This window comes from Nocardioides sp. cx-169, assembly GCF_021083605.1.
Classification (GTDB): Bacteria; Actinomycetota; Actinomycetes; order Propionibacteriales; family Nocardioidaceae; genus Nocardioides.
The window spans coordinates 241,230-254,341 of record NZ_JAJNRO010000001.1 but is presented as its reverse complement, the minus strand read 5'-3'; the positions used below and the strand labels follow the sequence as shown (position 1 = coordinate 254,341).

Annotated in this window: 2 protein-coding genes; both read left to right on the top strand. The window is 70.9% G+C overall.

What is annotated here, in order from left to right; all coding sequences use genetic code 11:
* Positions 1-94 precede the first annotated feature (94 nt).
* Positions 95-7,204 (top strand): PKD domain-containing protein, encoded by a 7,110-nt coding sequence (locus LRP67_RS21190; RefSeq protein ID WP_308189679.1) that lies wholly within the window; start codon positions 95-97, stop codon positions 7,202-7,204.
* Between the two features lie 82 nt (positions 7,205-7,286).
* Positions 7,287-13,022 (top strand): ThuA domain-containing protein, encoded by a 5,736-nt coding sequence (locus tag LRP67_RS01150; RefSeq protein WP_231268257.1) that lies wholly within the window; start codon positions 7,287-7,289, stop codon positions 13,020-13,022.
* Positions 13,023-13,112 lie beyond the last annotated feature (90 nt).

The window sequence follows — 13,112 nt, the reverse complement described above, 5'->3', positions numbered from 1 at the left end:
GGGCCCTCGGGGGCCCTGGGGGCCGCCCCGGGCGCCGCCACCCGGGGCTCGGGGGCCCCACGACCCCCCGGACCTCAGCAAGTTCCAGAAGGTCGTGCTGGGTCAGGGCAACACCCTGGGCGAGGCCATGGAGCTCACCGTCGCGCCCGACGGCCGCGTCCTCTTCATCACCCGGGCCGGCGACATCCAGATGTACGACCCCGCCGACGGCTCCATCGAGATCATCATGCTCAACACCGAGCTCGGCGTGTGGAGCGGGCTCGAGGACGGTGGCCTCGGGATCACGCTCGACCCGGACTTCGCCACCAACAACCACCTCTACGTCTATTACGCCCCCTTGCCGGAGTCGCACAACGCCAACCGCCTCTCGCGCCTGACGCTCACCGAGGACGCCGCGACCGGCACGGCCTCGATCGCCAAGTCGTCGGAGAAGGTGATCCTCGAGGTCGGCACCCAGCGCAACATCTGCTGCCACTCCGCCGGCTCCCTGCAGTTCGACGGCAACGTCCTGCACCTGGCGACCGGTGACAACACCTCCTCCTCGGACAATGGAGGCTTCTCGCCGCACGACGAGCGCCCCGGCCGCAACGACTACGACGCCCAGGACTCCTCGGCCAACACCAACGACCTGCGCGGGAAGATCCTGCGCGTCATCCCGCGCGCCGACGACGCCGGTGACGAGAACCCTCCCGAGAGCAGCGCCGGCATGTCCTACGACATCCCCGACGGCAACATGTTCGGCGAGGGCGGCAAGTACGCCGGGGCGAAGTACCCCGCCGCCGAGGCCGGCAAGACCCGGCCCGAGATCTTCGTGATGGGCCTGCGCAACCCCTACCGCCTCGGCACCGACCCCGACTCCGACGCGATCTACTGGGGTGAGGTCGGCCCGGACTCCCGCACCAACGACCCCAACCGTGGTCCGCGCCACCAGGAGGAGTTCAACCGCACCACGGAGGCGATGAACGGCGGCTGGCCGTACTGCGGCGGCGAGGTCGGCGACGACCTCACCGACCAGCGGTTCGGCGGCGCCTACGTCGACTGGGACTTCACGGCCGACCGCTACAGGACCAACGCCGACGGCTCCCCGAAGCGCTTCCCCTGCAACGACCCGAGCGGCATGAAGGGCGTCAACGACTCGCCCAACAACACCGGCCTTGCCGACCTGCCGCCGATGACCGACGCCTGGATCCCGTACTCCACGTCCGCGCCGTTCAAGTACCCCCAGGTCGAGGGCTCCACCCCGACCGGCGCGCAGGTCTATCGCCAGTCCCGCAACGCCATGGCCAAGGAGACCGCGTTCCCCACGCACTTCGAGGGCTCGGTGTTCATCTCCGAGATGAGCCGCGGCTGGATCAAGGAGGTCCGCCTCAACCCGGACGGTTCGATCGCCTCGATCAACACGTTCATGAGCGGCTTCTCCGCCCCCGGTGACATGGAGTTCGGTCCGGACGGCTCGCTCTACGTGCTCGAGTACGGCTCCGGTTTCTTCTCCGGATCGCCGGACACCAAGCTGGTCCGCGTCGACTACGCCGCCAACGGCCGGGCCCCGGTCGCCAAGGCGGCGGCCACCCCGTCGGAAGGTGGCACCCCGCTCAGCGTCACGTTCTCCAGCGCCGGGAGCAGCGACCCCGACGGCGGCGCCCTCACCTACGCCTGGGACTTCGACCGCGACGGCACGGTGGACTCCACGGCCGCCAACCCGGCCCATACCTACAGCGCCGCCGGCGACTACTCCGCGGTCCTCACGGTCACCGACCCCACCGGCAAGACCGCGACCGCCCAGGCGATCGTCAACGTCGGCAACACCAGACCGGTCGTCGACCTCAAGGCGCCGGTCGATGGCGGCTTCTTCAGCTCCGGTGACAAGCTCCGCTTCGACGTCGACGTGACCGACAAGGAGGCGCCGGTCGACTGCGCCAAGGTCACCGTCTCCGAGGGCCTCGGCCACGACGCGCACGTGCACCCCAACCTCAGCGTCACCGGGTGCGAGGGCGTGATGACCACGGCTGCCTCGACCGACCACGGGCCCGACGCCAACACCTACGGCGTCCTCTCCGCGGCCTACGCCGACACCGGCGGCAACGGCGGCGTCAACGGCCCGCTCGAGGGCCGGGACTTCATCACCCTGCAGCCCAAGCTCCGTCAGGCCGAGCACGCCACCGGGCGCTCCGGCGTCGGTGAGACCGGCTACGACGACAAGTCCGGCACGCGTCCCGGCGCCGGCGGGATCATCACCGGCATGGGCAACGGCAACTCGGTGTCCTACCAGCCGATGAGCCTGGCCAACATGAACTCGATCTCGGTGCGCTACTCCGGCTCCCCGGCCGCCGGCGCGGCGATCGAGGCCCGCGCGGGCTCGGCCACGGGGCCCGTGGCCGCCCGGATCCCCCTCGACGGCGCCACCTCCGGCCTCTACTTCTACAAGACGGTCACCGGTCAGGTCACCAGCCGGGACGCCGACCAGGGGGGACGCGCGCTGTTCTTCGTCTACACCGGCGGCGGTGAGATCAACTTCGACGAGATCGGCTTCGCCGGCACCGGGGTCGCGGCCGACGTCGCGCCGTTCATCACCAGCGCCACCGCGACCCCCGCCGACGGCGCCGCGCCGCTGAAGGTCGACTTCACGGCCACCGCCACCGACCCCGACGACGACGCCATCACCTACGCCTGGGACTTCGGCGTCCCCGGCACCGAGGGCGACACCGCCGCCGGTGCGGCGGCCAGCTACACCTATGCCGCGGCGGGCAGCTACACGGCAAGAGTCACCGCCACCGACGCCACCGGCAAGAGCAGCGCCAAGACCGTCGGCGTGGTGGTGCGGCGCGCCTGCGCCACCCCGCCGACACCCGACGCCGGATACGAGCTGCTGTTCAACGGTCGCGACCTCACCGGCTGGAAGCAGTCCGGCCCCGGAGGGTTCACCGTCGAGGACTGCGCCCTGACCTCGTTCGGTGGGCTGGGACTGCTGTGGAACGACGTCAAGCAGTACGACGACTACTCGCTCAAGCTGCAGTTCAAGCTGTCCGACGACGGTGACAACTCCGGCGTCTTCACCCGGTTCCCCGATCCCGGAGACGACCCGTTCGTCGCGGTCGACCGCGGCCACGAGATCCAGATCAAGGAGGGCGCCGCCAACGACGAGCCGCAGAAGACCGGATCGGTCTACAACTTCGACCGCGAGGACCGACGCAACGCCAAGCCCAACGGGGAGTGGAACGACTACGAGATCCGGGTTGTCGGCCAGACCTACGTGATGACCCTCAACGGCGTCGAGGTCAACCGCTACACCTCCGACGGATCACGCGGCACCACCGGCTTCGTCGGCCTGCAGAACCACGGCACCCCCGACACCGTGTCCTTCCGCAACGTCCAGATCAAGCCCCTGGTCGTCGACGAGCCCTTCGTCAACACCGTCGCCGTCAGCCCGGTCCGGGGCGCCGCCCCGCTCGAGGTCACCTTCACCGCCGACGGTGTCGACCGGCAGGGCGACGCGCTGACCTACGAGTGGGACTTCGGCGACGGCTCGGCTCCGCAGATCGCCGGTGCCGTCGTGGAGCACACCTACACCGGCGAGGGCAGCTTCACCGCCACGGTCACCCCGATCGACGTCGACGGGACCCGCGGCCAGCCCGTGGACGCCACGGCGGTGGTCGTGCTGACCGACCCGGTCCCCCAGGCTTCCGCCGCCCCGAGCTGTGGCATCGCGCCGGTGCGGGTCGACTTCACCGGCTCCGCCACGGACCCGCAGGACCAGAGCGTCACCTACGCCTGGGACTTCGGTGACGAGGGCGACGACGACACCTCGACGCAGGCGAGCCCGACCTACACCTACGAGCGGCCGGGGTCCTACACCGCGACGCTGACCGTGACCGACCCCGACGACAACGTGGGCACCGCCACGGTGCGGGTGCGCGCTCTCGAGGGCGGCGTGTGCCGCGCCGTGGCCGACCTGACGTCGTACTTCAACAACGACGGCATCTCGACGCCGGACAGCCCGGGCGACGGCAACTTCGACGGCGGCGGGTGGACCTACGCCAGCGAGACGCTGCCCGAGCCCGTGCGCGCCAACGGGGGTTCGGTGGTCATCGAGGGGGTCGACTACGAGTTCCCTAGCCCGGCCGACGGAAAGCTCAACAACGTCGAGGCCGACGGCCAGGTGATCGCGCTCCCGGGGGGCCGCTTCACCGGGCTGAGCGTCCTGGGTGCCGCCCACAACGGCGACGTGCAGCAGGCGGCCACCCTCACCTACGCCGACGGCACGACGTCCACGGTGCAGCTGCGCTTCACCGACTGGGCGCAGTCCCCGAAGTTCGGCGAGACGGTCGCGGTCGACATGCCGCACCGCCACGACGCAGGCGGCAACACCGGACCCCGGGTGTTCCTCTGGGCGCAGTCCGTCCCGCTCCAGGACAAGGAGGTCGCCAGCATCACCCTGCCCGTCGACCCGAAGCTGCACATCTTCGCGATCTCCGCGCTGATCCCCGTCGAGGAGCCGCCGTGCGACCAGCGGCGCTCCGACGAGTTCGACGACGACGAGCTGCTCGACAACTGCCGCTGGAGCATCCGCCGCGCGAACCCCGATCTCTACGAGGTCGGCGACGGTGCGCTCCGCCTGCAGGCCGGCCCGGGGGAGTACTCCACCGCCTCCAACGTCATCACCCAGGCGACCGCCGAGGGTGAGTGGCAGGCCACGACCAAGCTGACCTTCGATCCCGACGAGGAGGGCCAGCAGGCCGGGCTCGTGGTCGCGGGCGCCGCCGGCTCCGGCTTCGCCAAGCTGATGTTCGTCCGCAAGAGCACCGCCGGCAACGAGTGGATCGAGTTCCTCAAGAGCAGCGATCCCAACAACAGCTTCGACTTCAGCGGCAACTGGCACACCGGCGGCGGAGATTTCGGCGGGCCGTTCCTGCCGGCCGACTTCCCGACCACGTTCTGGCTGCGGATGGCCTCCGACGGCACCAGGCTGACCGGCTACTACTCGACCGACGGTGAGACCTTCACCAAGGTGGGCGACGACCGGAGCCTGGAGGGCATCAACGCGCCGCGGGTCGGCGTGATGGCGCTGCGGGGCAGCGCCTCGACCGCACCGGTCGCCGAGTACGACTACGTCCGCTTCTCCGGCGAGCCGGTGCCCGGCGGGCGGACCTGGGTCGTCGACGCCGTCGACACGGCCACCACCAACCAGTGGGTCTCGCCCGACACCGGCACCTCGGAGGTGACCGTCCAGGTCGGCGACACCGTGGAGTGGCAGTTCGACCGCGCCACCATGGCTCACGACATCACTTCGCTCGACTCCTCCGACGACTGGGACCCGCCGCTGCGGGAGTACCGCGATCCCCAGGGGGCGCCGGTCCGCTACACCTTCACCAAGCCCGGCACCTACGAGTACTGGTGCTCGATCCACGGCGGGACGATGCGCGGCACCGTGGTGGTCGAGGCGGCCGAGCCCAACCGGCCACCGACGGCCACCCCGCTCGTGGACCCGCGCACGGGCGGAGCGCCGCTGTACGTCCACTTCGAGGCCAAGGCCACCGACCCCGACGGCGACCCGTTGACCTACGAGTGGGACTTCGGCACCGCCGACGACAGCTCCGACAAGTCGACGTCGACGCATGCCCATTTCAACTACACGACCCCCGGCCGCTACACCGCGACGCTCAAGGTCTCCGACGGGAAGGGCGGCGTCTACGAGGACGACTTCCTGATCACCGTCACCGGCGGGGTCAAGCCCATCGTCACCGCCAGCGCCAATCCCAGGTCGGGCAGAGCGCCGCTCAACGTGGTCTTCATGGGCGGCGCCCAGGACGAGCAGGGCGGGAACATCACCTATGCCTGGGACTTCGGGGTGCCCGGCACCGACGCCGACAAGGCGGCCACGGCGCGGGCGCAGTACACCTACACCCAGCCGGGCACCTATACGGCGGTGCTGAGCGCCACCGACCCCGAGGGCAACACGGGCACGGCCAGCGTGCAGATCGTGGTCGGGGGCGATCCGGTCGAGCCGGTGCTCGGGGTCGAGGCCACGGCCACGCCGACGCGGGGCGTCTCGCCGCTCGACGTCGCCTTCGCGACGACGGTCACCGAGGCGTCGAGGACCGCCGGCGAGGTCAAGCCCTTCGCCGACGGGCTGGCGGCCTACCCGGAGCTGACCGGCGAGGCCGAGATGATCCGGGGGGCCGACCACACCATGACCTCCCTCGCGGTCAGCGGGCTCAAGCCCAACGCCGCCCATATGGTCCACGTCCACGAGCAGGCCTGCTCGTCGCCCGCCAACGGCGGTCCGCACTTCCGCTTCGACGAGACGCTGCCCTACGGGGAGGGCAACGAGATCTGGCTGCCGTTCACCTCCGACGCCGCCGGCGCCAGCCCGGAGCTGATGAAGCACAGCGAGCTGCGGGCGGGTCCCAAGGCGGTCTCGATCGTGGTGCACGACCCCGACAACATGGCGAAGCGGATCGGCTGCGTGGACCTCGAGCCGACCGGCCTGACCTACGACTGGGACTTCGGCGACGGCGAGAGTGGCGCGGGCGAGGCGCCGAAGCACACCTACACCGAGGCCGGCACCCACACCGCCACCGTCACCGTGACCGACGAGGCGACCGGGGAGAAGGCCACCGACTCCGTCGAGATCGTGGTCGAGCAGGGTGGAGGGACCGACACCGTCGCGCCGCAGACGCGCGTGGTCTCCGGTCCGCGTGCCGTCACCAGGAGCCGGACCGCGGCCCTGCGGTTCGCCTCCAGCGAGGCCGGAGAGACCTTCGAGTGCAGCCTCGACGGCTCGGTCTACCGCCCTTGCGCAGCGACGGTGACGTTGCGCAACCTGCGCGACGGCGTCCACCGGATGCGGGTGCGCGCCACCGACGCGGCGGGCAACACCGACGCCACGCCCGCGGCGCACACCTGGCGGGTCGACACCCGTGGGCCCGTGGTCCGGGCGACCGCCCCCCGGGGCAGCACGCGCGACCGGACGCCCACGGTCCGCGCCACGGTGAGCGACCCGGGCAGCCAGCTGACCCGCAACCAGCTCACCCTCCGAGTCGACGGCCGCGTGGTCCGTGGTGTGCGTTACGACGCCCGGGCCGACCGGATGACCTGGACCTCCGGCCGCCCGCTCTCGGTCGGCCGCCACACCGTTCGGCTGGTCGCGGTCGACGCGGCCGGCAACCGCACCGTCATGCAATGGCGCTTCACCCTCCGGCGATGACCCTGCCGGGCACCACCCCCTCCCGCACCCTCCACCGCAGCAGTCCGGCAACGACGCCGGAGTCAAGAGAAGGCAGGACAGCATGAGCAGCTTCCGCTCACCCGCCACGCGCATCAAGACGTCGCTCAAGGCGTGCGTCGCAGGCCTGGCGGCCGTGGCCGTCATCGGCACCATGTCCGTCGACCCGGCCTCGGCCGCCACGGCCGGTGCGCCCGCCGACCTGCCCCCCGATCTGCCCGCTGTCGCCTCCGCCGACCTGCCCGCCGTGGCGCCCGCCGTGGTGCAGAGCGGTCCGGCGCCGCGTGCCGCTGCTCCAGCCCGAGCCGCCGCTGCGGCCCCGGCCCTCCCTGCGCCGGCGACGTACGACGTCCTCGTCTTCAGCAAGACGACCGGCTTCCGCCATGGCTCGATCGGCGCGGGGGTCCGCGCCGTCCAGCGTCTCGGAGCGCAGTACGGCTTCAACGTCACCGCGACCGAGGACGCCACCCAGTTCACCGACGCCAACCTGGCGCAGTACGAGGCCGTCGTGTGGCTCTCGACCACCAGCGACGTGCTCGACGGCACCCAGCAGTCAGCGTTCGAGAGGTACATCCAGGCCGGCGGTGGCTATGTCGGCGTGCACGCGGCCTCCGACACCGAGTACACCTGGCCCTGGTACGGCGACCTCGTGGGCGCCTACTTCCAGAGCCACCCGGCCGGCACCCCGACCGCGACCATCGACGTCGAGGATAAGACGACCCCCTCGTCCTGCGCGCTGCCGGACGAGTGGGTCCGCACCGACGAGTGGTACAACTTCCAGTCCAAGGACAACCCCGTGGTCAACGGCGGCGGCGCCGACTACAGCCCGCGCGGCGACGTCAACGTGATCGCCACGCTCGACGAGTCGACCTACGTCGAGAACGACGGCAACGCCACCGACGACGACCACCCGATCGCCTGGTACCAGGAGTTCGACGGCGGTCGCAGCTTCTACACCGGCGGCGGTCACACCGATGCCTCGTTCAGCGAGCCGTTGTTCCGCACCCATCTGCTCGGCGGCATCCAGTACGCCGCCGACCAGGCCCCGGACGCCTGCACCGACGTGCCGCCGAGCGACGCCTCGTTCGACCAGATCACGCTGGCGAAGGGCGACGACAAGATCGGCGAGCCGATGGCGCTGTCGGTGCTGCCCGACGGCCGGGTGCTGCACAACGCCCGCGACGGTCGGATCTTCCTCACCGACCTCGAGGGCAACACCACCGAGCTCCACGACGTGCCGATCTACAGCCACGACGAGGACGGGCTGCAGAGCATCGCGGTCAGCCCGAACTTCGAGCAGGACGGCTGGGTGTACCTCTACTACGCCCCGCCGCTCGACACGCCCTCCGGTGACGCCCCCAACGACGGGACCGCTGCGACCTGGGCGACCTGGAGCGGCTACAACCGCCTCTCGCGCGTGAAGATGGTCGACGACGACCTCGACTTCGGCACCGAGCAGGAGCTCCTGCGCGTCGAGGCGGACCGCGGCATCTGCTGCCACGCCGGCGGCGGCATCGACTTCGACGCGGACGGCAACCTCTACCTCTCCACGGGCGACGACTCCAACCCGTTCGCCTCCGACGGCTACAGCCCGCTCGACGAGCGCGAGACGCGCAACCCGGCCTACGACGCCCAGCGCAGCTCGGCCAACACCAACGACCTGCGCGGCAAGGTCATCCGGATCAAGCCGGACCCGGCCGCGGCGTCGTACACGGTCCCGGCGGGCAACCTCTTCGACGAGGCGGCCGACACCGCGCAGAAGACCCGTCCCGAGATCTACGCGATGGGCTTTCGCAACCCGTTCCGCATGACGGTCGACAAGCGCACCGGCTACGTCTACGTCGGCGAGTACGGCCCCGACGCCGGCTCCGCCAGCCCCACCCGTGGCCCGGGAGGCCAGGTCGAGTTCAACCAGATCCGCCAGGCCGGCAACTTCGGCTGGCCCTACTGCACCGGCGCCAACACCGCCGCCGAGACCTACAACGACTACGACTTCGCGACCGGCACGTCCGGCCCGAAGTTCAACTGCGCCGCCCCGGTCAACACCAGTCCGCGCAACACCGGGCTGACCGACCTGCCTCCGGCCCAGCCGGCGTGGATCTCCTACGACGGCGGCAACGTCACCTACGGCGGCCGCACCACCAACGAGTTCGGTGGCGGCGGCGAAGGCCCCATGGCGGGGCCGGTCTACAACTACGACCCCGACCTCGAGTCGGACGTGAAGTTCCCCGAGTACTTCGACAACCACTTCTTCGCGGGTGAATGGACCCGAGGCTGGATCCGCGACGTCGCGATGGACGCCGAGGGCGACGTCGCGGGCATCGACCCGTTCTTCGACTCCTCGACGCTCTACGCGGTCATGGACATGGAGTTCGGGCCTGACGGCTCGCTCTACGTCCTCGACTACGGCAACGGCGGCTACTTCACCGGCAACGAGAACTCCGCGATCTACAAGATCAACGCGATCAACGAGGGCGCCCGCTCGCCGAGCGCCACCGCCAGTGCCACTCCCACCTCCGGCCAGGCGCCGCTGGTGGTGCAGTTCTCCAGCGAGGGCTCGAGCGACCCCGACGAGGGTGACTCGATCGCCTCCTACGCCTGGGACTTCCAGAACGACGGCACCGTGGACTCGACGCAGGCCAACCCGTCGTTCACCTACACCGCCAACGGCGTCTACGACGCGCGCCTCACGGTCACCGACACCACCGGGCGCACCGGCGTGGCCACCGTGGTCATCACGGTCGGCAACACCGCGCCCACCGTGGAGATCGTGATGCCGCCCGACGGCGCATTCTTCGAGTTCGGCGACCGGGTGCGCGTCGAGGTCCAGGTGAGCGACCCCGAGGAGGACGAGATCGACTGCAGCAGGGTCGAGATCGACTATGTCCTTGGCCACGACTCCCATGGGCACCCGCTGAGCGGCGGGACCGGCTGCGTGCTGGATCTCCAGACGATCCGCGACGAGGGCCACGACCCGTCGGCCAACATCTTCGGTGTCATCAACGCCAGCTACACCGACGAGGGTGGCACCGGCGCCCAGGAGCTGACCGGGGAGGATGAGGCCGTCCTGCAGCCCAAACGCAAGCAGGCCGAGCACTTCACGACCCAGCAGGGAGTGGCCACCGAGGCCACGACCGACCCGCTGGGCGGTGCCCGCAACGTGTCCAACATCGACGCCGGTGACTACGTCTCGTACGAGCCCATCAGCCTGTTCCAGGTGCCCAAGCTGCGCTTCCGCGTCGCCTCGGCCGGAGCCGGCGGCACCATCGAGGCCCGTCTGGACAGCCCGACCGGCCCCCTGGCCGGCACCGTCGACGTGCCGGTCACCGGAGGCTGGCAGAGCTGGCGGTTCGTCGACATGGACATCGCCGCGTCGGCGCAGCAGGGCTCGCACGAGCTGTTCCTGGTGTTCACGAACGCCAACCCCGCTGCCACCGGGCTGTTCAACCTGAACTTCCTCGACGCCGCCGGCAAGGGTGTGTCGCTCAACTCCAGGCCTCAGGTCGGAGTGGAGGCCACCCCCACCTCGGGCACGGCGCCGCTGACGGTCGACTTCACCGGCTCGGCGTCCGACTACGACGGTGACGCGCTCACCTACGCGTGGGACTTCGGCGTCCCGGGTGAGGGTGACACGGCCACCACGCTGAACGCCCAGTACACCTACACCCAGCCGGGCACCTACACCGCGCGTCTCACCGTCACCGACGCGCAGGGGGCCACCGGAACCTCGACGGTCCAGGTCCGGGTCCTCGACAGCTGTGGCGTCCAGCAGTCCGACGAGTTCGACGGCACGTCGCTCGACGGGAAGTGGGAGGTCGTCCGCGAGGCCAACGAGTACCGCGTCTCCGACGGCAGCCTCAGGATGCCGATCGCGAGCTCGAGCCTGTACGGCCCGGGAGGCAACGTCAACGACCTGATCCTCCAGCAGACCCCCGCCGGTCCGTGGCAGGTGACGGCCAAGGTGAGCGCCGAGGTCACCGAGAACTACCACCAGGCGGGCCTGCGGCTCTACTCCGACGACGACCACTACGCCTCGGTGCACCTGATCTCGGCCGGCGGCAGTCGCGACGTCGAGTTCATCTATGAGGCTGCGGGCCAGCCGCGCAACGAGGCCGAGGACAAGCTGGGGGGCGTCCCGGCAGGGTTCCCCTCGACCTACTACGTGCGGCTGTCCTCCGACGGCACGGACCTGAGGGCGTCGTACTCGACCGACGGCGAGACCTTCTCGCCGGTCGGCCGGCCGGCCCCGATGTCCAGCTTCGCCGATCCCCGGGTCGGTCCGGCCGCGGTGTCGGGAGCCGCGGCCACGACGCCCGAGGCGTCCTTCGACTGGATCCGCTTCGAGCCGGACGGCAGCGGCGGCACGACCGAGCCGAGCGACGAGTTCGACGGTAGCGAGCTGGATTCGTGCCGCTGGAACGCCATCGTCCGGGAGGATCCGAGCCGCTACGAGGTCAGCGAAGGAGAGCTGAGGATCACGACCACCGCCGGCGACCTCTACCAGACGTCCGACCCGTCGGCGACGACCAACCTGATCCTGCAGTCGCACAGCAACGCCTCCGAGGACTACGTCATCGAGACGCGCCTACGAGGCACCTACACCGACGGCTACGCGCAGGCTGGGCTGATCGTCTACGGCGACGACGACAACTACGTCAAGCTGGACCCGATCTCCGACACCAACGCGGGTCGCATCAACCGGGTGGAGCTCCGCTCGGAGTCCAACGCGGCGATCCTCAACCCACAGCCCGAGGTCGCCGCCCCGGCCAACGTGTCGTCGTACCGGCTGCGGCTGACCAAGACCGGCGACAGCTACTTCGGGGAGGTGGCCTTCGATGGCGGTGACTGGCAGCCGGTCGGCACCGTCACGAACCCGTCCGCCGACATGGACTTCGGGGTCTTCGCCATCGGGGTCCAGCAGCCCGGCCGGACGGCCACCTTCGAGTACTTCCGGGTCACCGGGAGCGGCGGCGAGAACGGGCCCCCCGTCGCCGACGACGACACCGCCACCACGCCTCAGGACACGCGCGTCGACGTGCCCGTCCTGAGCGGGGACACCGACCCGGACGGCGATGACCTGACCGTCACGGGGGCCACCGACCCGGCGCACGGCACCACGGCGGTCAACCCCGACGGCACGGTGGCCTACACCCCGGACGCCGGCTACACCGGCACGGACACCTTCGACTACACCGTCTCCGACGGAGAGGGCTCCGACACCGGCACGGTGACGGTCACGGTGACCGAGGCCGCGGAGCCCGTGGCCGACACCCGGATCACGGCGGCGCCCCGCGGCACCATCCGGGCGCGGACGGCGACCATCCGGTTCACCGCCACCGGGCCCGGCTCCGGCGCGGCGACGTTCCAGTGCTCGCTCGACGGCTCGGCGTGGACGCCGTGCACGTCCCCGAGGACCCTGCGAGGGCTCAGGGACGGCCGGCACACCCTCCGGGTCCGCGCGGTGACCGCGGGTGGCGTCGACGCCACGCCGGCCACGGCGACCTGGACCGTCGACGGCACGGGACCACGCATCCGCGCGGTGGGCCCGACCGGCAGCGTCCGTGACCGGACGCCCACGGTGCGGGCCGTGGTCACCGACGCCACGTCGAGGGTGCGTGCCGTGGAGCTGTCCGTCGACGGCAGGCGGGTCCGGGGGGTGCGGTTCGACCGCGCGCGTGACCGGATGACCTGGACGCCCGGCAGAGCCATGTCGGTCGGTCGCCACACGGTGCGCCTGGTGGCGATCGACGCCGCCGGCAACCGCACGGTCACCAGGTGGAGCTTCCGCATCCGCCGCTGACGGGACCCGGCGGCACCGCTCGGAGGCCGGGCACCTCGGGAGAGACACCCGGGGCGCCCGGTCTCCGGCGCCCGTCGGCGACGCGCTGGC